The 21,517-nt window shown below is 38.4% G+C and carries 17 protein-coding genes; 7 read left to right on the forward strand and 10 right to left on the reverse strand.

Features of this window, described 5'->3' with window-relative positions:
* Positions 1-2: 2 nt before the first annotated feature.
* A complete protein-coding gene (gene gltB, locus Q0948_RS14570) occupies positions 3-4,541 on the reverse strand; it encodes a glutamate synthase large subunit (RefSeq protein WP_298354309.1) in 4,539 nt (1,512 codons plus the stop codon).
* Positions 4,542-4,981: 440 nt separating this feature from the next.
* Between gltB and Q0948_RS14575 the strand changes: the two genes are divergently transcribed.
* The 4 genes from Q0948_RS14575 to Q0948_RS14590 all read left to right on the forward strand — a co-directional run bounded on the left by Q0948_RS14575 (position 4,982) and on the right by Q0948_RS14590 (position 8,808).
* Positions 4,982-6,025, forward strand: coding sequence for a porin (locus tag Q0948_RS14575; RefSeq protein WP_298354313.1), 1,044 nt, complete (start codon positions 4,982-4,984; stop codon positions 6,023-6,025).
* A gap of 48 nt (positions 6,026-6,073) precedes the next feature.
* Positions 6,074-7,354 (forward strand): ammonium transporter, encoded by a 1,281-nt coding sequence (locus tag Q0948_RS14580; protein ID WP_298354399.1) that lies wholly within the window; start codon positions 6,074-6,076, stop codon positions 7,352-7,354.
* Between the two features lie 148 nt (positions 7,355-7,502).
* Positions 7,503-7,961, forward strand: a complete 459-nt coding sequence (locus Q0948_RS14585; protein WP_298354316.1) for a low molecular weight protein-tyrosine-phosphatase — start codon at positions 7,503-7,505, stop codon at positions 7,959-7,961.
* Between the two features lie 121 nt (positions 7,962-8,082).
* A complete protein-coding gene (locus Q0948_RS14590) occupies positions 8,083-8,808 on the forward strand; it encodes an SAM-dependent methyltransferase (RefSeq protein WP_035328140.1) in 726 nt (241 codons plus the stop codon).
* 5 nt (positions 8,809-8,813) lie between these two features.
* Here the strand turns inward: Q0948_RS14590 and Q0948_RS14595 are convergent, their stop codons facing one another.
* The 7 genes from Q0948_RS14595 to Q0948_RS14625 all read right to left on the reverse strand — a co-directional run bounded on the left by Q0948_RS14595 (position 8,814) and on the right by Q0948_RS14625 (position 17,206).
* Complete coding sequence (locus tag Q0948_RS14595; protein ID WP_298354322.1) at positions 8,814-9,056, reverse strand: DUF3820 family protein; 243 nt, start codon at positions 9,054-9,056, stop codon at positions 8,814-8,816.
* Entirely contained in the window at positions 9,056-10,690 is a 1,635-nt protein-coding gene (locus Q0948_RS14600; RefSeq protein ID WP_298354325.1) for an amidohydrolase, read from the reverse strand. The genes Q0948_RS14595 and Q0948_RS14600 overlap by 1 nt, the downstream gene beginning before the upstream one ends.
* A gap of 48 nt (positions 10,691-10,738) precedes the next feature.
* A complete protein-coding gene (locus Q0948_RS14605; RefSeq protein ID WP_298354328.1) occupies positions 10,739-11,293 on the reverse strand; it encodes a hypothetical protein in 555 nt (184 codons plus the stop codon).
* 59 nt (positions 11,294-11,352) lie between these two features.
* The gene (locus Q0948_RS14610) at positions 11,353-11,793 is read right to left on the reverse strand and encodes a hypothetical protein (RefSeq protein ID WP_298354330.1); all 441 of its coding nucleotides are present in this window, start codon (positions 11,791-11,793) and stop codon (positions 11,353-11,355) included.
* Positions 11,794-11,804: 11 nt separating this feature from the next.
* A complete protein-coding gene (locus Q0948_RS14615) occupies positions 11,805-12,275 on the reverse strand; it encodes a hypothetical protein (RefSeq protein WP_298354333.1) in 471 nt (156 codons plus the stop codon).
* A 67-nt stretch (positions 12,276-12,342) separates the two neighbouring features.
* Positions 12,343-14,121, reverse strand: a complete 1,779-nt coding sequence (locus Q0948_RS14620; protein ID WP_298354336.1) for a TonB-dependent receptor — start codon at positions 14,119-14,121, stop codon at positions 12,343-12,345.
* Between the two features lie 64 nt (positions 14,122-14,185).
* A complete protein-coding gene (locus tag Q0948_RS14625) occupies positions 14,186-17,206 on the reverse strand; it encodes a tetratricopeptide repeat protein (RefSeq protein WP_298354339.1) in 3,021 nt (1,006 codons plus the stop codon).
* A 282-nt stretch (positions 17,207-17,488) separates the two neighbouring features.
* Between Q0948_RS14625 and Q0948_RS14630 the strand changes: the two genes are divergently transcribed.
* The 3 genes from Q0948_RS14630 to Q0948_RS14640 all read left to right on the forward strand — a co-directional run bounded on the left by Q0948_RS14630 (position 17,489) and on the right by Q0948_RS14640 (position 20,060).
* A complete protein-coding gene (locus tag Q0948_RS14630; protein WP_035329092.1) occupies positions 17,489-18,172 on the forward strand; it encodes an ATP-binding cassette domain-containing protein in 684 nt (227 codons plus the stop codon).
* 84 nt (positions 18,173-18,256) lie between these two features.
* Positions 18,257-19,135: a glycosyltransferase gene (locus Q0948_RS14635; RefSeq protein WP_298354342.1), complete on the forward strand. Its 879-nt coding sequence runs from the start codon at positions 18,257-18,259 to the stop codon at positions 19,133-19,135.
* Positions 19,128-20,060, forward strand: coding sequence for a glycosyltransferase family 2 protein (locus Q0948_RS14640; RefSeq protein ID WP_298354345.1), 933 nt, complete (start codon positions 19,128-19,130; stop codon positions 20,058-20,060). Before Q0948_RS14635 ends, Q0948_RS14640 begins: the two co-directional genes overlap by 8 nt.
* On the opposite strand, the gene Q0948_RS14645 is transcribed toward Q0948_RS14640, so the two are convergent.
* On the reverse strand, positions 20,049-20,438 hold the full coding sequence (locus tag Q0948_RS14645; RefSeq protein ID WP_298354347.1) for an FdtA/QdtA family cupin domain-containing protein: 390 nt from the start codon (positions 20,436-20,438) through the stop codon (positions 20,049-20,051). The two genes, Q0948_RS14640 and Q0948_RS14645, sit on opposite strands and share 12 nt — an antisense overlap.
* Positions 20,435-21,514, reverse strand: a complete 1,080-nt coding sequence (locus Q0948_RS14650) for a glycosyltransferase (protein WP_298354350.1) — start codon at positions 21,512-21,514, stop codon at positions 20,435-20,437. The genes Q0948_RS14645 and Q0948_RS14650 overlap by 4 nt, the downstream gene beginning before the upstream one ends.
* Positions 21,515-21,517: the final 3 nt, after the last annotated feature.

A 21,517-nucleotide genomic window follows, 5' to 3' on the forward strand; every position in this document is an offset into this window, starting at 1 on the left:
TTCTAGTTTGCTAATGTTTTTTCTTCTTCTAATCTTATCAATGCCTTGCGGTACTCTTCTGGTAACACTTTCGTGAAATTTTTAATCTCTGTATCCCAGTTTTCTAACAGTCGTTGAGCCAGTGGAGAGAGCGTGGCGTTGTAATGATTTTCAACTAATTGCCTAAGCTCTTTCTTATCTTGATCTTCCTCAACTTTAAGGAAGTTAAGCCCCTCTGTGTTTGCTTTTCGCGAAAGCGTACTTGCTGTGTCATACACATAAGCAATACCGCCACTCATACCAGCGCCAAAGTTTCTTCCCACCTCGCCTAATATGACTGCAATACCTCCTGTCATATACTCACAACCGTGATCACCTATACCCTCTACAACGGCTTTTGCTCCAGAATTACGTACACAAAAACGTTCTCCAGCTTTACCATTTATATATGCCTCACCAGCGGTAGCACCATAAAATGCTACATTACCTATAATGACATTATCTTCTGGTATAATGGTCGCCTCTACCGGAACCTTCACTATTACCTTGGCCCCAGAAAGTCCTTTACCTATGTAATCATTTGTATTACCAGTAACTGCCAGTGTGAGTCCGTGCGTCGCAAAGGCTGCAAAACTCTGCCCTGCAGAACCCTCGAAGTTAATTTTTAAAGTGTTTTCTGGTAATCCATTCACACCGTAAATCTTAGATATCTCATTACTTAATATAGCTCCTACTGCTCTATCTTCATTTGTAATCTTAAGATCTAGTGTGGTTTTTTCTTTTCTAAAAAGTGCCGGGTGCGCCTGTGATATAATTTTAAAATCAAGCGCTTTCTCAAGGTCGTGATCTTGCTTTTCTACATTATGCAAAGGCTGTCCTTTTGAAGTGTCTACCTTATGTAATATAGGGGTAAGGTCTAAGCCTAACGCTTTGTACTGCTCTATGGAGTTATTGCGATCCAGCTTTTGCACTTGACCTACCATTTCATCTACCGTTTTAAATCCAAGCTTTGCCATAATCTCACGCAACTCTTGCGCTACGAAATACATAAAGTTTACTACGTGCTCTGGTTTTCCTTTAAAACGCTTACGTAGTTCTGGGTTTTGAGTAGCAATCCCTACCGGACAAGTGTTTAAATGACATACACGCATCATTATACATCCAGAGGCTACTAGCGGTGCTGTTGCAAAGCCAAACTCTTCGGCTCCTAGCAAACAAGCAATTGCTACGTCTCGGCCTGTTTTGAGCTGACCATCGCACTCAAGTCGTACACGCCCACGTAAATCATTCATCACAAGGGTTTGCTGTGCTTCTGCTAGACCTAGTTCCCAAGGTAAACCGGTATGTTTTAGCGAGGTAAGAGGTGTTGCTCCTGTACCTCCATCGTGTCCAGATATAAGTATTACATCTGCTTTTGCTTTTGCAACTCCAGCTGCTACAGTACCTACACCCACTTCAGACACTAGCTTCACATTAATACGCGCTTCTCTATTTGCAGATTTGAGATCATAAATTAACTGCGATAAATCTTCTATAGAGTAAATGTCGTGATGTGGTGGTGGCGATATAAGCCCTACATATGGTGTAGAATTACGTGTTTTTGCAATCTCAGGATTTACCTTAGGTCCAGGCAACTGTCCGCCCTCACCAGGTTTTGCTCCTTGCGCCATTTTTATTTGTATCTCGGCAGCGTTTGTTAGGTAGTTTGAGGTTACCCCAAAACGCCCTGAAGCCACTTGCTTTATGGCGCTGTTTTTCCAATCGCCATTTACGTCCTTATAAAAACGCTCTTGATTTTCTCCTCCCTCACCAGAGTTAGACTTACCATCTATACGGTTCATTGCTACGGCAAGTGTCTCGTGAGCTTCCTTACTAATAGAACCATAAGACATCGCACCTGTTTTAAAACGCTTTACAATATCTGTCCACGGTTCTACTTCATCAATATCTATAGGATCATAATTAGTAAACTCAAATAGACCACGTATGGTCATAAGCTGTTTAGCTTGATTATTTACACGATCTGCATACTCTTTATAAATAACAGGCTTATTGCTACGCACAGATTCTTGAAGCTTTGCAATGGTAAGCGGATTAAATAAATGTGCCTCTCCATCTCTTCTCCATCTATACTCACCACCTATCTCAAGAGGAAGATCTGCTGCGATATCTTTTGTATGATATGCTGTCTTATGCCTTTTACTTATCTCACCTTCTAACTGGTGTAGCCCTACACCTTCTATTCTCGTAACCGTGCGCGGGAAGTACTGATTTACTACCTTTTTACTGATACCTATACACTCAAAAAGTTGTGAGCTCCGGTATGAGTTAAGGGTAGAGATACCTATTTTATTCATCACCTTGAGGACTCCTTTGCCTACGGCTTTATTAAAATTTTGTATTGCTTCCTCTACATCAACATTTGCAAGTTTTAAATCTTCTGGATGGTTTTCTATAATCTCATTAACCATATATGGGTTTATGGCACTAGCACCATATCCAAATAATAAAGCAAAGTGATGCACCTCTCTAGGCTCTGCAGACTCTATAATGAGGCTAAAACTGGATCTCTTTTTATTGCCGCCTAGCCCATTATTTACATAAGAGCACGCAAGTAATGCTGGTATGGGTGCAAGCTCTTGAGATGTGTTTCTATCTGACAAGATAATGATGTTTGCACCTTCATCTAGCTGTTGAGAAACCTCTTGAAGTAAGTTTTCTAAAGCATCCTCCAAGCCATTGTGTCCTTTTTCTACCTTATATAAAATAGGCACAGAGACTACCTTAAAGCTCTCGTTATCTAAACTTTTGATTTTATCTAAATCTTGTTTTGAGATAACAGGATTTTGAATTTTTAGCTTCTTACAATGCTCTCCGTTTATTTCAAAAATATTTGAGTCTGCACCCAGCGTGAGTGAGATATCTGTAATTAACTCCTCTCGTATACCATCTAGAGGTGGGTTTGTAACCTGTGCAAAGAGTTGCTTAAAATAATTATAGATTAATTGTGGCCTCTCAGAAAGTGCCGCTATAGGAGCATCATTACCCATAGACCCTATAGGCTCTTTTGCCTTTGCAGCCATAGGCAATATAATCGTATTTATATCTTCTTGCGTGTACCCAAAGGTGAGTAAACGCTCCTTAAGTGGTGCTTCATTTAAAAACAAAGGGCACTCATTATAAGGTATATCCTTAAGGTGAATAAGGTTATTATCCAGCCACTCTTGATATGGGTGACGTGTTGCAATCTCTTCTTTTATTTCCTCATCATTTATAATACGACCTTGCGCCATATCTACCAGAAACATTTTACCTGGCTCGAGACGACCGTGCATCTGTACATTTTGTGGTTCTATCTCTACCACTCCAATTTCTGAAGACATTATCACATAACCATCTTTTGTGACAGAGTATCGAGAAGGTCTCAATCCATTACGATCTAAAACGGCACCTATATAATTACCATCTGTAAATGGTATAGAGGCTGGACCATCCCAAGGCTCCATAAGGCAAGAGTTAAACTCATAAAAAGCACGCTTTGCCGGAGACATATCATCATTTTTCTCCCACGCTTCTGGCACGAGCATCATCATTACTTCTGGTAATAATCTACCCGTCATAAGTAAGAGCTCTACCACCATATCCATAGAGGCACTGTCTGACTTACCTGGTAATACAACTGGAAGTATTTTCTTTATCTCCTCCCCAAATAGTGCACTTTCCATAAGTTCCTCACGCGCATACATTCTGGTCACATTACCCCTTAAGGTATTGATCTCTCCATTGTGACACATATACCTAAAAGGTTGCGCCAGATCCCAAGTAGGGAATGTATTAGTAGAAAACCGCTGGTGTACAAGCGCTAGTCTAGTCACCACACGAGGATCCATAAGGTCTTTATAATATACCTTAATATGTTGGGGCATTAATAGTCCTTTATAAATAATGGTCTTGGTTGAGAAGCTAGGTAAGTAAAAGAATGAGCTTTCAGATAACTTTGAGTTGTAGATAGTATGCTCGGCGATTTTACGAGCAGTAAATAGTTTTAAGTTAAACTCAAACTCTGGTGTAGGTTTTTGTTGCGCTTTCGCGAAAGCGGAATTATCTCCCTTACTCTCATAACTCACAAAGATTTGCTTTACAAAAGGCTCAGAAACTTGGGCAATCTCGCCCAGTATAGATTGATCTACCGGCACATCTCTCCAGCCCAAAATATTGATACCTTGATCTGTAAGGCTTTTTTCAAAAACCGAAATACAATATGCACGTTGATTTTCTTTACGAGGTAAGAAAACATTGCTCACGGCATACGTTCCTTCTTTAGGCAATGTAAAGTCACAAGTGGCTTGAAAATAATCGTGAGGGATGTCTATTAATATACCTGCTCCATCTCCTGTGCGACCATCTGCACTTACAGCTCCTCTGTGTTCAAGTTTTTCTAGTATCTCAAGTGCCTTATGAATAATATCATTAGACTTTACTCCTTTAAGACTACATATAAATCCTGCACCGCACGCATCGTGCTCAAACTCCCTTAAATATAACCCTTGATCTCTTAGCATAACTCCTTATTTATATGGTAAAACCATTATTACTTATGCTCAAGATAAATTTACTTATTGAAGTCTCAAAAAATGGTAATCATAATTATGACTATCACATTTTGACCCTAGTCAAATTTCTAATTACATATTTTTTGCCTTGCAAAATTGAGAATTTGCAAACCTTAATTTTTGTTAAAATATGCGAAAACGTTATCGCAATTTCAATCTATTTCTAAAAATTATGAATTATTCACATTAAAAAAGGCTATTTATTAATAAAAATAGAAAATTGAGAAGAACAAATATTCAGTAAAAACAGTATTTATTTATGATACCCCTAAAATTAAGGGGGTCAATTTGAAATTATGATAAAAATTTACACATAACCCCTAAAAATTAATATGTTAATATTTTTTTAAGATACTTTTAACGTCAAATCAACTGAAAATTATATTTTTATGAAATCTATTTGCACGCTTTTATTACTAACCATAAGCACAACATTTATGTTTGCTCAAGAAGAAACAGAAGACAAGAAAAAATTTACCGTAGAAGGTAGTGTCGATGTCTATTTTAGACAAAATATTTCTGGACCCAATGGTGAAGATGCTATCGCTCCAAACACATCTTTTGCAAACCGAAATGGATTTGCACTAGGTATGGCAAATGTGATAGGCTCTTTTGAAAGTGAAAACGGAAAAGTAGGTGCCGTGGCAGATCTTGTCTTTGGACCTCGTGGTGAAGAAGCAGTCTTCCTCTCTGGACCTTCTTCTAACATTGTAAACCAACTTTATGTATACTGGAACGTATCAGAAAAAGTAAAACTTACACTGGGTAACTTTAATACCTTCTTAGGGTATGAGGTGATATCACCTACTGCAAACTTCAACTACTCTACCTCGTATATGTTTTCTTATGGACCTTTTTCTCACACGGGTATTAAGGCAGACTTCACCCTCTCTGAAGATTTTAGTGCGATGCTTGCAGTACTTAACCAGACAGATGCAACAGAGTTTAACTTTGATAACGACTATACATTAGGAGCTCAACTAGGATACAAGAGCACGTACTTAAACTTTTTATACGGTAAGCAAGGTGGTAGCTCAGAAAGTACTTTTCAAGTAGACCTTACTACTGGATATGACTTATCTGACGACTTTTTCTTAGGACTTAACGCAACTTATAATGATACAGATGGTGCTTCTTTTTATGGCGTAGCACTATACCCACAGTTCAAAACTTCTGACGCATTCACCCTAGGTTTACGTGGTGAGTACTTTGCAGAAGGTGAAGGTGGTGCTGGAGCAATAGGAGGTTATGACCTAGAAGGTGATGCCTCTGTAGTGGCAGTAACACTTACAGGTAGCTACAGCGTAGGAGATCTTACTATAAAACCAGAATTTCGTCTAGATAGCGCTAGTGAAGACACATTTTTAGACACAGATCAAGATCCTAGCAATTCTTTATCATCTTTTGTAATTGCCGGAATATATAAATTTTAATAAACTAACTACTCATTACTAATTATGTTACAACTATTAAACTCAATAATGCCTAACCTCCTGTTAATACAAGATACTGTGAGCCCTGAAGATTTGGAAAATGCCATCTCAGGGATTAATGGAGACCTAGGAATGCTCTGGATGCTCTTATCTGGAATACTCGTATTCTTTATGCAAGCTGGTTTTACACTCGTAGAATCTGGGATGACCCGATCAAAAAATGCTGTAAACATTGCTATGAAAAACCTACTAGACATCTGTGTAGGTTCTTTAACCTACTGGATTGTAGGATACTCACTTATGTATGGAGACACTTCTAACGGATGGTTTTTCTGGAGTGGTCTTTTTCAAGGTGAAGGTGCAGATCTTTTCTTCCAGACTATGTTTGCCGCAACTGCCGCAACTATCGTTTCTGGAGCGATTGCTGGTAGAACAAAATACTCTACCTATATCATATTCTCTTTAATAATGACAGCAGTTATCTACCCTATTTCTGGTGGATGGCAATGGCAAGGAGAAGGCTGGTTATCTAACTTAGGCTTCATAGACTTTGCTGGATCATCTATTGTACACTCTGTAGGTGGATGGGCTGCTTTAGTAGCTGCTATACTAGTAGGACCACGTATTGGAAAATTTGTTGATGGAAAAGTGTTGGAAATTCCAGGACATAACCAAGTACTTGCAACGCTAGGGGTATTTATCCTTTGGTTAGGATGGTTTGGTTTTAATGGTGGATCACAACTCGCTTGGGGTGGTGCAGATGCCATAGGAGCTTCAAATGTGGTATTAATTACAAACCTATCTGCCGCTGCAGGTGGACTTGGTGCCCTCATCACTACGTGGATCTGGTATGGAAAACCACACCTTGCACAAACTTTAAATGGTGCCCTAGCAGGCTTAGTAAGTATTACCGCAGGATGTGGTAATATGAGTGCTGGCGGAGCAGCTTTAGCAGGACTTCTTGGAGGAATCTTAGTTGTTTTCTCTATTGAAATCATTGAGAAAAAACTTAAAATAGACGACGCAGTAGGTGCTGTTTCTGTACACGGTGTTGTAGGTGTATGGGGAACTATTGTTATTGGTCTTTGGGGTATAGATGGAGATACAGGCATAGGTCTTTTAAACGGTGGTGGCGCTGGCCAGCTAGGTGTTCAAGCTCTAGGAGCTTTTGCTTATGCTGCTTGGTCTATAGGGCTATCATTTGTTATCCTATTTATACTCAAGAAAACTATCGGTTTACGTGTAAGTAAGGAGATAGAAGAGCTAGGACTAGATCTAGCAGAGCACGGTACTATTGCATACCCAGGAAAAAGAAATAGAGGTGAGTAACAAAATTCTCACTTACATTTAATACTAACTAACCTTAATCATAGAGCCTCGACTATATACAGTCGGGGCTTTATATTTTTTATAAAACGGGGTACGCTTTCGCGAAAGCGCACTCAAAATAATTATCTTTCGGCTCAAAATTTTACAGATGTCAAAAACAAATATCCTTATGGTGTGCCTAGGTAATATATGTAGGTCTCCCCTAGCCGAAGGTATCTTACGTAACAAACTAGATAGCGAGCAATTTATAATAGACTCTGCCGGTACTGGTGACTGGCACGTAGGAAATGCTCCAGATACTAGAAGCATAAAAGTAGCTAGAGATAATGGTTTAGACATCTCACAGTTAAAAGGGAGGCAAATAGCAAAGAGCGATTTTAAAAAATTTGACCATATCTATGTGATGGATCAAAACAACCTAGAAGATGTACTAACGCTTGCCAGTACAGATGAGGAACGCCGAAAGGTTATAATGATTTTGGACACCGTTTTTCCCGGTGAGAAGGTAGATGTTCCAGATCCTTATAATGGTATGCAAGAAGATTTTGAAAGAGTTTATGAGATGCTAGACCAAGCCTGTGAAGAGATTGTAGGACAGCTACAGTAATAAATCTTCTTTGTGAGCAGCAATAGAATATGCGCTTAAGGTTGTGCATCTAGGTAAAGCTATTTATATTGCGTCTATCACGATCAGCTCCCCAACCATATGACTGACCGTAGACTTATCTATGAGCACATTTACAACTACCGGAAAATTATATCTCATACCTACTACTCTAGGCGATACAAGTGCTCTAGAGGTGATGCCTATCTCTGTAAAGAAAGTGGTAGAACTTATAGATACGTATATAGTAGAAAATGAAAAAACGGCACGCCGTTCTATTAAGGCTATCTCGCCTAGCAAGTCACAGCCGTCACTCACGCTATTTCAACTCAATAAATACACAGACGTATCTGAGATACCTTCATACTTAGAGCCTTGTTTACAAGGTGAGTCTGTAGGTTTACTCTCTGAGGCTGGCGTTCCTGGGGTTGCAGATCCCGGTGCAGAAGTGGTAAAAATAGCCCATCAAAAAGGAATACAAGTAGTACCACTAGTAGGGCCGTCTTCTATACTTATGGCAATGATGAGTAGTGGTATGAATGGACAAAACTTTGCCTTTAACGGCTACCTTCCCATTGATCAAAAAGAGCGCAAACAAGAGCTTAAAAGACTGGAACGCCTCTCATTTGAGCACAACCAGACGCAACTTTTTATAGAGACACCGTATCGTAATAATAAAATGCTAGAAGATATTTGTGCTACAGTACACCCAGATACACAAGTTTGTATAGCCTGTGATATCACCTTACCTACGGAATATATTATCACAAAAAGTGCTTCTTTCTGGAAATCTAATGCGCCAGACCTACATAAAAGACCTGCTATTTTTATAATACACAAAGGGTTTTAATTTAGCTAACTCAAATTAATAGGCTTAGGGAAACCGCGCTGTATTTTACGCACCATAGGCTCTAGTCCATTAACTTTTATTTCCATCATTTCTTGTAGCAACCTACCTAGCTTCCCTTCTGGAAAGCCTTGTTGCCTAAACCATACGTAATACGACTCAGGCAGGTCTACCAGGTATTTACCCTTATATTTCCCAAAAGGCATTCTGTAATGAGCAAGCTCAATGAGGTGATCTTGTTGTGACTTCATTATAGCTTGTTATAAACGTTTTCGCCGTTTACGTATGTTGCACCCACTTCAAGATTAGGTATTGCATCTTCATCTACGGTCATAATATCTTGATCCATAATGATAAAGTCTGCAAACTTACCTGACTCGATACTTCCTTTTTCTGCTTCTTCAAAGTTTGAGTAGGCTGCCCATACAGTCATTCCTTTTAAGGTTTCTTCTCTAGACAATGCATTTTCCATCTGGTAGCCTCCTTCTGGATATTGTTTTAAATCTTTACGAGCCACTGCTGCATAAAATGTGTAAAAAGGTGACACCTGCTCTACCGGAAAATCTGTTCCTAAAATAACAAGCCCAGATTGTTTAAGTAAGTCTTTATAAGCATAAGCGCCTTTTATACGTTCTGCTCCTACTCTATCTTCTGCCCAGTACATATCACTTGTCGCGTGCGTAGGCTGTACAGAAGGTAAAATTTTATCACTAAAAACGTCAAAATCTTCTGTAGACACTACTTGAGCGTGCTCTACCTTCCAGCGAGGATCTTTTTTTGAAGTAAGAACCTTATCGTATGCTCGTAGTACAACCACGTTTGCACTATCACCTATGGCGTGCGTGTTCATCTGGAAGTCTGCAGCAGCGATACGCTCTGCAAGTTCATTAATTTCATCTACTGGTGTTACCATTGCCCCAAAGTGACCCTTTTTATCACTATATGACTCTCGCATCGCAGCACCTCTAGACCCTAAAGCACCATCACCATACACCTTTACAGAACGCACATTAAGACGATCTGTTTTAATCTTACCAGAGCTTAAGTAGTGATCTAGGTTTTCTTTATTGTTAGACAACATCGCGTAGATGCGCATTTTTAAGTCTCCCTGCTGTTGCAAGCTGTCTATAAGCTCTACTATATCTTTATTAAGACCCGCGTCATTTACCGTAGTAAGCCCGTAAGAAAAACAAAGTTCTTGCGCCTCTAGTAATACTTGAGCATTTTCGGCTACGCTGGCTTGAGGCATTACGGCATCTACAAGCGTTTGTGGGTTATCTATAAGTACGCCAGTCACTTTACCATCTACCAGCACAATCTCTCCACCACTTACCTTTGTGGTGTTATCTATTTTTGCGAGATCAAGCGCTTTCTGATTTACAAGATATGCGTGACCATCTACACGCTCTAGTACCACTGGTGTATCTGGAAAAAGAGCATCTAGCCTATCTTTAGTAGGAAATTCTTTTACCGCCCAGTCGTTTTGATCCCAACCTCTTCCTCGTATAACGGTTGCTTCTGGATTTGCTTTGGCAAAAGCGGTTACCTTTTCTATAACCTCATCATAACTTTCGGTACCTACGAGGTCTGCAATTTGTAGGTTTTGCCCCAGTCCATAAAAGTGACAGTGCCCGTCTATAAGACCTGGTAAAACGGTTTTACCTGTAGCGTCTATAGTTTCGGTGGCTTGATATTGTGTTGTTATATCTGCTGTGCTTCCTACGGCAATAAACTTTCCATCTTTTACGGCAAAGGATTCCGCTTTCGCGAAAGCGTCATTAACCGTATACACATTTGCATTTGTGACAATAAGGTCTGCCTCCTGCTTGTTATCGCAAGAAATGAAAAGACTAAGAACTGATAAAGAAAATAAAAGTTTACGCATCAAAATATGGTTTAAAGCATAAAAATACGAAAGAGAAGTTATAAGTGATTACCTAAGATTATTAATTTGTAAATCTACTTGAGCATCTTGAGGAAACCTATAATTAGAGTGTAGTTGTACGTCTATATCATAGGTGATACCATATAAAGCAAGCACGGCATCTACCCGATCTTTTTTAAGTTTTGCCTCTCGAGATTTTAGTACGTACATATTGTACATCCCTATTGCTTGTGATATAATCTTAAGGGCAATTCCAAAAATTATAAATGGTATTAAGTATATTCTTAAACTATAAGAGCTTGATGAATGAAATGAATTATTAAGATCATTTATGTAAACTATAGAATAAGCAGCCAAACAAGTGACTCCCACACCTAGCAAGCCAAATATTATAGTATAGCTGTAGTTCCACCATTTATCTTTTATAGCGTGCTCATAAACAACGTTTACTTCTCTAAGTTGGTTCTTAAATTTTGTAGAAAACAGTTTTTTTGAGCAGGTACGATTAAAGGCTGGTTTTTGCTTTGTAAGATTGCAAATAGAACCTTCTTTTAGGTTTTTACGCTGGTGGTTACAGAGCTCGCAGTGCCAAGTGTTATTCAAAAGAAAAAAGGTTTTGCACTAATGTACAAAACCTCTTGTTTTTTAGTTTCGATTTTTTTCTAAAAATCTATGCGCAACCTCAACTCTGGTAATTGTGTTATGGTAATATCCCCACCTGTAGAATTAATGTTACTTATGCTATAATCTGGGCAACACCCTGAAGATTCTTGTGTTTGTACTGTTGCATTTATTGTCACATCAAAAACACCTTCTTGAACGATGGTAGCCACCTCTGGAAAAACATATATGACAAGCTCTCCATTTTGAAAAACGTAACCTTGGTTATATAAAAGCTCTAAGTCATTTTGTACGGTTACAGCAAATCCCTCTGGAGCTTCTCCATCTGTATCTGTGTATAATTGCTCTCCAGTTTCGGCATCAAAAAAGGTTATTACCATCGCTGGGCCTGGCGCACAGAGTACGTTTGCACAATCTAGATCATCTGAGTCGCAAGTAACTAGTGACAAACTTAATATGATAAGAACAAGTAGCTTTTTCATACCTAAGTGTTTTATAAGAATATTTTATATATGAGATCTCCATCACTATCATCTACGCTAGTCACATTTGTAAATGATACGTCTGTATAGTTATTTACATTACAACATTCTCCCTCTATAAATGTCACATCAAATGATAAGGTAGTCTCAAAGCCATCTGGCACGGCTATACGAAGCATCACATTGTTACGACTTTCAAAAAAAGTATTAAGCGCTATTTGTGCAGTTTCAAACTCTTGAGAGGTACCTGTAAAGAATACAAAATCCTCATTAGTTTCTAGATCTGTTATAACTACATCTTCAAGATTATAAGTGCCGTTAAAAAACACATCTTCTTCTGTCTCACTATCTAAAAATTGTAATAGTAAATTACCAGAGGCACAATCTACAAGACTACAATCTGAAAGACTAGCAGAATCTAAATCAGAACTGCAAGAAACAGTAGCTATAAACAAGGCAACAATGCCTAACATTCTTTTCATTATATAGGGTTTACATAAAGGATGCAGGTACTAGAGAAAGGTTGCTTTGTGATGGGTGTTATTTTTACTAAAAATCAAACTTATAAGTAGCACCTACCATACCTTGAAGTCCTTGCACTTCATAATTAAGCCACTTCTGGTAGTTACTATCTAGTATGTTATTAACTCTAGCAAAGGCAGATAGACGATTATTAAAGCGATAACCTACGTGCGCATTTGCATCAAAATAGCTTTCTAATGTTTCTATAGAGCTAGGCGTTAATATATCTACCGGGTCTTGACTAAATACAAGATCCTGACGCTCTCCTGTAAAAAATAAGTTTACTCCAGCAAACCATTGCTCTGTAATCTGATAATCTGCAAATAATGAGGCTTGTAGGTCTGGAAGGTTCCAAGCCTCTGCTTCTATATCTGTAGTATATGAGTTAAACTGCCCGTTGAGCTTCATTTTAAAATTTGCATTTACATCAAAGTTAAGCTCTGCAAAAACACCTAATGTATTAACATCATCATAGACGATACCAAAAGAGTTTCCATTCTCATAGCCATTTTGCCCAAAGTTGTTACCACTCTGCGAGTAAGGGTTATGCTGGTATAGCGCCTTCCCACTCTCTGATGCGTAGCTAGCACGTAAGTTATAACTTAGGGCTTCAGAGAGTTTTCCTTTCATACCTAAAAATCCATCATACTGCTTATTTGTAGGGGCTACTATAAGTGTAGGTGATATAAAAGGGTTTTCTTGAGCAAAGTCGTGGTAGTTATTCTGTATAAGACCTCCTTCAAGTCCTCCATAAGCAATAAAGTAATCGCCCGCTACTCTATAAGATGCAGCGATTTTTGGGTAAATAAAGAAGTCTGTCTCACTATTTTCTGTATCAAGAGATACAACACCTTCTACCCCTAGCTTTACCTCTAGGTCATCTCTTAGAATTACTAGACTTGGGTTAATACCTGCGTTTAAAAAGCTATAGTTAATCTCTGTCCCTGTGGTACCAAAGCTATTTGCAAAAGAACCACTCAGGTAATCTACAGACAGTTTTGTTGTAATTAACTCACCTGCTATAGGAAACTCAACCGTAGGTGCTACCACTGCTCTAAGCTCTGTACTCTCTAGGTCATCACCAAAATAACGCACCATTCCCGTAGCCTCCTTAAAGAAAGAATCTTTAAGACTTATAGAACCATTAAGACCAGCTGTGAGATATGAATGTGTTACATCAAAATCTTCTGTAAATAAAGGACCATCTGCTGGGCCTTGTAATTCCTTAAGCTCCTCCGGTATACCATACCAGTTATACACTTGATGCTTAGCATCTAGATCTGCACGCCAAGTAAGATCACGCTCTCTTGCTCCATAATTGAGATTGAGACGACTATCGTAAAAGAAATCGTCTACCACAGTACCATCTATGCCTCCTTGTGAAGAGTTATGATTTAAAAATACTCCAAAATCTTCTGTACGGCTTATTTGAAAATTGCTGTAAAACTCTGCTAGTACAGATGTAAAACTTCCAAAACCTAAGGTTGCGTAGTTATCATATAACTTTTCTTTTTTTGCTTTTTTTACAACAGCCGCCTTACCTTTTGCTGGTGTAAACGTACTCGCTACAGGTACAGAAAAGATACTGTAAGTCACTTTTTTCTTTGCTGTAGTAATAGAGTCGTTAAGCTGCGGCGTAGCCTTTACCTTAAAAGCGTCGCGTATGGTAGGCGTGTATGCCTTTACCACATTTACCACTTCTGTACCTATAGTAGACTCTTCTTCTTGAGCATAACTTACTTGCACAGCTAGAAGTGCTATCACAGCAACTATAAGTTTATATGATGTATGAAATGAACTATTCATAAAATGTGTTTTATTTTTTACGTTGTTAGACTAACGTGTTTAAATATATATTGTACTACTACTATTATCCTTTCTCTACCGAAGCATTTGTTCTTGCCTCTGCCTCTTTTATAATAGCAAGTTGCGTTTGTGCTTCTTCTACCGTTTCTGGATAATCTGCAAAGTTTGTGATTACACTCTCAAGTATATAAGTAGCTTGATAAGCATCACCTAGCGCATAAAAGTTTTTTGCCATAAGAACAAGACCCTTTGCTCCATACTCTTTGTAACCACTATAATCTTTTGCTAGTTTTTGAACAGCAACGTTAGACGCTTCATAGCTTGTTGCTTTATTTTTAAAATAAGCATCATAATACAAAGCCTCTGCCGCTAGAGAACCTGTTGCAATTTTTTGCACCTCTGCATAGGCTGTTTTTGCTCTTACCTCATCTCCTGTTTTTATAGAAGAACGTGCAATAATAATTTGAGCATCACTTTTTACAGTGTTGTCTATTTTTGAGTTTGCTAGCACTTTTGAAGCATAGATTACCGCTTGATTATAATCATCGCCCTCATAGTATGATTTCATAAGGTTAGATTGTGCAAAAATGATGTTTTGTGGGAAGTCTGCTTCTCTTTCTAGTCTTTGTAATACTGGGATGGCTTCTACATAATTTTCGGCAGTAAGGTATACTTGTCCCAGTCTTGCCAGTGCCTGCTCTGTAAACTCGCTACGCTCTTTGTCTATTACAAACTTGTAGTGTGGTATGGTTTGTTGGTATTCCGCTTTCGCGAAAGCGATCTGACCTACATAAAAATGAGCTTGTAACGCGTGCTGACCATTAGGATAATTAGTAAGGTACTCCTCAAAGAGTCGTGATGCCTGGTTTATATTATTTTCTACATACTGCTTCTCTGCAGAGGCATATGCAGCATCATCTAGCTCTGCATCTTCAACATCTATAAAATCTAGCGTGCTTACCCACTGGCCGTACTCATCTACACGACCTAGGTCTATATAAATAAGCTTTGCAGTAGTCACTGCTTGTAGTGCTTCTGGCGTACCAGGATAATCTGCCGCAACGCCACGTAGTATACGCAACGCCTCATCTGAGTTATTGTTATTATCAAGAATAAGTGCTTTTTTGAGCAGTGCTTTTGACACGTATGAGCTTCCCGGTAGATCCCTTACAAGTTTATCATAAGCCGCAATGGCCTGGTCATTATTATTTTGTGAGACATACATATTACCTAGCTCGTATAAAGCGTCATCACGATAGGTAGATCTCGGGAACTTAGTTGCAAAACTTTTAAGACCCGCTATCTTGTCACTATTCTTTTTTATAAAACCGTAGCTCATAGACTTTTGAAAAGTCGCATAATCTTGATCTGTCTCATTAAGTGCAATCGCACTATTATATGCCTCTAGCGCTGGCCAGTACTTACTGCTTATAAAGCGACTATCTCCCAGACGAAGAAAGGCGTCATTAAGTCGTGCTCTATCTTGTACATTTCCTTTTGTATAATTTTCAAAATAGCTGGCTGCTTGCTCATAATTTTTATCAGAAAAATATGCGTAGGCCAGGTTGTAGTTTATATCACCATATTCTGGAGTACTGGCAGCATTACTGCTTCCCAAAAACTGTTTGTACCCTATGATGGCTTCCTTAAAATCATTTGCAATATAATCGCTCTCTGCTTTCCAGTAGGTTGCTCTTGTAACGTATAATGGATCTTGTGGTTCTTTAAGCGACTTTGTAAAGGCTGCGCTAGCCTCTGGAAATTTTCCTTCGTTATATAAATCAAGCCCATATAAGAAGGCTACCTTCTGGTAAGCTTTCTTGTTATCAAAGCTGTTATTGCTCTCAAGCAATTGCATTGCCTCCTTATAGTTTTTTGAGGTGATGTAAGAATCTATAAGTAATGACTCTAGCTCGCTTTTTGCTGGAGATTTTGGGTACGCCTCCATATAATCTGCTATAACAGTAGGTGTAGGCTTATATGCATTACCTATCTCATAGCTAAGCTTTGCATAATTGAGACCACTGTCTTCTTTTATAGTCTCATTATAGTCCATCTCACTCGCATTTTTAAATGCGTTAAGTGCCTCTTGTTTTTTATCAAGCTTTATGTACGATTGTGCAAGGTGATAGTAAGCATTTTGTGCAACGCTGTTATTACCGTCTATAATTTTATTAAACTCATTTACAGCGCTCGCATAATCTCCTTGCCTGTAATAAGCATATCCTAGCTGGTAGTAATCTGTATTATTCCACTTCCCGCGTTTACCTTTATACTCTTTAAGATATGGTAATGCCTCGCTGTATTTATTCTGGTTAAAGTAACTCTCACCTATTATTTTGTTAAGCTCAGACTTCTCTTTTGGGTTTGCATTTGCGAGCTGAGATTTACCTTCTGAGATGGCTTGGTCAAATTTTCCTAGTTTAAAATTGAGGTCTGCTTTAAAATAGGCAAGGTCTTCATTATATGCACCACCACTCTCTGCTTCTACCTCATCAAAAAGTTCATTTGCCTGCTCATAGTCATCCCCCTCATATGCCATAAAACCGATATAATACTTAGCCTGTGCCCCGTATTTTTGAGAATCGCGCACACGATTTAAGTATTTTTTTGCTTCGTCAAAACGCTTACTCTTAAAATAAGCATACCCATTATTAAAGTAAAAAGTCTCCTTCTCTCCCTCTGTGAGCGTTGCCTCATCTACACGATCATACCATTTACGTGCATAAGCAAATTTGCCATTTTCAAAATAATACTGCGCTACGTCTAGAAAAGCACTATTGCGTTTTGTACTTGTAGGGTACTCTGTCACAAAAGCAAGCATCAAATTATCTGCTCCTTGCTGGTTAAGTCTCACAGCGGCATTTGCAATATAATAAGCACAGTCACCTTGTACTGTTGTATCATCAGTTTGTGCTTTTACTTCTTCAAAAAGTGTTTGAGATGCTAGGTACTGCTTGCTATTGTATAACGACAGTGCTTTATTAAACTGAGCGAGGTCATTTGTATAAATTGCAGATTGTTGCCCTACCGCAATACTGGTGTATAAAAATAATGCAACAAGTACGTACTTGATTTTGTGCATAGTTATGAGTTGTTTTATTGATGTTATGTGGGAAGAATTACGCTTTCGCGAAAGCGTAAAAACGCCCTTTTCTAGCCTGTTCAAAGTTATCTTTCTTACAGTAAGATAACGACCTAAATCTTTGTTAATTATGTGAAGTTGTAAAAAGGGTTTTTAACAATCTTGTTTAATAGCTCAAAATAGCGCTGAGCATCATATAACTGAGATACTTAAAGAAATTTTTAGAAGGTCATAAAACACTTTCATCTAAATTCCGTTACTTTGAAACTCAGACCAAAACTTATGTCACAACCCGTACTTCAATTATCACACGCCGCAATTTACCAACGAGAAAACCTCATTCTCTCTGAAGTAAATGTTACCATAGAGCCAGGTGACTTTGTGTACCTCATAGGTAAAACGGGATCTGGAAAAAGTAGTTTTATGAAAACGCTTTACGGTGACCTCCCACTTACAGAGGGTAAAGGAAACATAGTAGGCGTAGACCTTAACGGACTTAAAGAAAAGAATATTCCTTTCTTACGTCGTAAACTGGGCGTTGTTTTTCAAGATTTTAAATTGCTTAATGACCGTACGGTAATAGATAATTTAAAATTTGTACTCAAGGCTACCGGCTGGAAAGATAAAACAGCTATGGAGGCAAAAATAGATGCCGTTCTTGATAAAGTAGGGATGAAAAGTAAAGGCTTTAAATATCCTTACCAGCTATCTGGAGGTGAGCAGCAACGTATCGCCATTGCTCGTGCTTTGCTTAATGACCCAGAACTTATTCTGGCAGATGAGCCTACAGGTAACCTAGACCCACAAACAAGTGTAGAGGTTATGGAAGTATTGCAGGAGATTAATAAAAACGGCAATACCATCCTTATGGCAACACACGACTATGCACTTTTACTTAAATACCCTTCTAAGACATTAAAGTGTGACGGTAACAAGGTTTTTGAGGTTGTACAGAAGACAGTATAATCTTTTTATCAAAACAAGCTACCGGCTATCGTTTTTATAAGCGTAGTCATACATCATCTTAATATTGTATTTTCGTTTGCAGGTATGCTTTCCATTCTTATCCCTACATATAATACAGACATTACTGCACTTGTCACATCACTTCTTGATCAGACACGAGAGGCAGGAGTAGTCTATGAACTTATTTTTTGTGAGGATGCCTCAACCTTATACCAAGAGCAAAATAGTGCACTCACCGCACAACCCTACGTTCAAGCACTTATAAATAAAACCAACCTAGGAAGAACAGCCACACGGTCAAAGCTTGCCAAAAACGCACAGTATGACTGGCTTCTCTTTCTTGATGCAGATGTGCTTATAGATAACGATCAATTCATCAAAAACTACCTGACAGCATTACCAAGCGATGACTCTATCATAGTAGGTGGTACTTCATATATAGACGTACCACCAAAAAACAAAGAGCTACGCTGGAAATACGGTATAAAACGAGAGGCAAAAAATGCCAAAATACGAATGGAAAACCCATCGTATATTATCTCTCAAAATATACTTGTAAAAAAAGAAATATTCTTTAATCTAAACATTGTAGAGAGCAGGCGCTACGGACTTGACAATATATTCTCTTACCAGATTTATCATCAAAAAATTACTGTTTTACACATAGATAATCCTATTGTACATACGGGTCTTGAAGAGAATTTGATATTTCTAGACAAGTCACTACAGGCTATTGACACACTCATACATTATGAGCGTAGCGGGAGTGTAAGCAGAGACTTCACATCACTACAACAAGCGTATCAAAAATTAAAAAAACTCCGTCTAGACTTTGTATATCCTACAATTTTTAGTCTCTTTAAATTAGGCATACAAAACAACATCGTGAGTAATAGACCTTCGTTATTTCTATTTGACTTATTCAGGCTCAACTACTATATAAAAAGTCGAAAAAATGCCTAAATTCTCTGTGGTCATTACAGTATATAACAAAGCCTCTTTTGTAAAGGAGACCATAGAGAGTGTACTAAATCAAAGCATTCAAGACTTTGAGATTATAGTAGTAAACGATGGCTCTACAGATGGTAGTGATACTGTCATAAAATCTATAGCCTCAGAAAAACTTACATATCTCCCGCTTGCAGAAAATGTAGGAGCAGGTGCTGCACGCAACATAGGCATAAAATCTGCCAGAGGATCGTTTATCGCACTGCTAGATGGTGATGATTTATGGGCTCCCTCCTACCTAGCAGAAATCACAGCTCTTATTAATGTATATCCCGAGCACTATGTATTTGCAACAGCCGTGCTTAAGGAATATAAAAACTCAACAAGACCTAACAGTTATAGCTTTGAAAATCCAGACAACAAACCTTTTCTAGACCTTGATTACTTTACAAGCAGTTATAAAAACACACTTCTTACAAGCAGCTCAACAGTTTTTCACCGTTCTGTATGTGAGGATGTAGGCTATTTTAATGAAAAGATAAAAAGCGGTCAAGATACCGACTTGTGGATACGCATAGGTTTACAATACAGAATAGCCTTTAGCACAAAAGCGTGTGCAACCTATCGCTATGCTCCACAAAGCCTTTATAAAGGAACTCGCTATGTAAAAGATAGACCAGACTATCTAGCATATTTAGAAGAAGAAAAAACAAACAAAGGCCTCAAAAGATTCATAGATCTCAATAGGTACTCGCTCATCATAAGAGCGCGACTTTGGGGTCAAGAGAAAGAAGTAAATACCTATCTAGAGCATCTTGATATAAATAACCTTAATAATAAACAACGGTTTTTATTAAGTCTACCCACCTACGCCTTACGTCTTGCTTTTAAGAGTCAAAGCTTGCTTGAAAGAGCTGGACTCAAATTCTCAGCTTTTTAGGGACTTGTAATTCTCATAGTTACGTATATAGTCATCTTCGTCATACTCGTGAGATGCCAGCACGAGACATACTGCTCCAGAAGAAAAGTTTTCTAACTCTCGCCAGATATTTACATCTATGAGTAAACCTTGATTTGGCTTATTAAGCATTACACGCTCCTTTTCTTTTCCATTATCAAGCACTACTTCAAAACTCCCACTTACAGCAATGAGCAACTCCTTACACTCCTTATGAGCGTGACCTCCTCTATATGCTCCACTAGGCACATCGTGTAGATAATAAACACGCTTAATAGCATAAGGTAACACCTCTTTTTCTATCACGGCTAGATTACCTCTAGGGTCTGTAATTCTTGGTATTTCAATAAGGTTTTTCATAAGCTATCTAGTAATTTTTTCCAGTCTAGAGCAATGTGTTCTGCGGCTAGATGTTTTACACTTTTTTGCGCATTTTTCTCACATCTACTAGCAAGCTCGCCATCTAGCACAAATGTACGAATGGCGGTACTTAAAGCCACCTCATCATAATTTGCTACTAGCATACCGTTTATACCGTTTTGCACAATCTCTTTTGGTCCTGAGTCACAATCCACACTTATAACCGGAGTACCTAGCGCTAGTGACTCTACAAGTACCATTGGGAAGCCTTCGTAATGACTAGTGAGTAAGGTGCACAAGGCTCGCTCCACTACAGGCGCGGGATTAGATTGATACCCTATAAAGATGACTTTATCATTTATTCCAAGAGATTTTGAGAGTGTTGCTAGCTTTTTGGCATCTGGACCATCTCCCATAATCACGAGAGGTAGTTTTAAGTTCGCTTTCGCGAAAGCGGAAATCATCAAACTAAAGTTCTTCACATCATCTACCAGTCGTCCATACCCTAAAAGATACGTCTCTGGAAGACTTACATTGCTCTTGCCAAAAGTCATTTTTGGTATAGGATTATACACCTGGTGAATATGTTTAAAGCCGTATCTCGCTTTAATTCTTGCAGCAATACTTTTTGAAACTCCTACAAAGTGACTCTTACCATAAAACCATTTTGCAAGCATATCTGGTGCTGGAAAATATGTTTCTAATCGAGCACTTCGCACCATATAAAGTATCCTTTGGGCTTTATAAATGTACTTTATGTATACCCATTCTTTTAAGGCAGAAGATCGAGACCTGCTATCTATAACAAGATCAAACTGCTCATTATGTAAGTAATTCTTTAATCTTTTGAGGTGCTTATACTTTGTTACTAGGCCGTCGTCCTTACGCTTATCTGCGCCTAGATTAAATAATGTCCCTTCATAGGGATAAGAAACTCCATCTCTTATACAGATGATATGTACCGTATGCCCAAGACCTGTGAGTACTTGTGATAAAAATGCCGTAGACCGCTCTGCACCACCCCCAGATAGGGAGATTGTAACAAGTGCAATTTTTTTATGAGTATCTTTCGGCAACAG

The organism is uncultured Dokdonia sp., from assembly GCF_947496725.1.
Classification (GTDB): domain Bacteria; phylum Bacteroidota; class Bacteroidia; order Flavobacteriales; family Flavobacteriaceae; genus Dokdonia.

Bases quoted from the DNA above. Each gene is read 5' to 3' on its own strand.
- gltB (WP_298354309.1), bottom strand. From the start codon at position 4,541: ATGCTAAGAGATCAAGGGTTATATTTAAGGGAGTTTGAGCACGATGCG.
- Q0948_RS14610 (WP_298354330.1), bottom strand. From the start codon at position 11,793: ATGAAAAAGCTACTTGTTCTTATCATATTAAGTTTGTCACTAGTTACT.
- Q0948_RS14630 (WP_035329092.1), top strand. From the start codon at position 17,489: ATGTCACAACCCGTACTTCAATTATCACACGCCGCAATTTACCAACGA.
- Q0948_RS14580 (WP_298354399.1), top strand. From the start codon at position 6,074: ATGCCTAACCTCCTGTTAATACAAGATACTGTGAGCCCTGAAGATTTG.
- Q0948_RS14575 (WP_298354313.1), top strand. From the start codon at position 4,982: ATGAAATCTATTTGCACGCTTTTATTACTAACCATAAGCACAACATTT.
- Q0948_RS14590 (WP_035328140.1), top strand. From the start codon at position 8,083: ATGAGCACATTTACAACTACCGGAAAATTATATCTCATACCTACTACT.
- Q0948_RS14645 (WP_298354347.1), bottom strand. From the start codon at position 20,438: ATGAAAAACCTTATTGAAATACCAAGAATTACAGACCCTAGAGGTAAT.
- Q0948_RS14635 (WP_298354342.1), top strand. From the start codon at position 18,257: ATGCTTTCCATTCTTATCCCTACATATAATACAGACATTACTGCACTT.
- Q0948_RS14640 (WP_298354345.1), top strand. From the start codon at position 19,128: ATGCCTAAATTCTCTGTGGTCATTACAGTATATAACAAAGCCTCTTTT.
- Q0948_RS14585 (WP_298354316.1), top strand. From the start codon at position 7,503: ATGTCAAAAACAAATATCCTTATGGTGTGCCTAGGTAATATATGTAGG.
- Q0948_RS14620 (WP_298354336.1), bottom strand. From the start codon at position 14,121: ATGAATAGTTCATTTCATACATCATATAAACTTATAGTTGCTGTGATA.
- Q0948_RS14615 (WP_298354333.1), bottom strand. From the start codon at position 12,275: ATGAAAAGAATGTTAGGCATTGTTGCCTTGTTTATAGCTACTGTTTCT.
- Q0948_RS14595 (WP_298354322.1), bottom strand. From the start codon at position 9,056: ATGAAGTCACAACAAGATCACCTCATTGAGCTTGCTCATTACAGAATG.
- Q0948_RS14600 (WP_298354325.1), bottom strand. From the start codon at position 10,690: ATGCGTAAACTTTTATTTTCTTTATCAGTTCTTAGTCTTTTCATTTCT.
- Q0948_RS14625 (WP_298354339.1), bottom strand. From the start codon at position 17,206: ATGCACAAAATCAAGTACGTACTTGTTGCATTATTTTTATACACCAGT.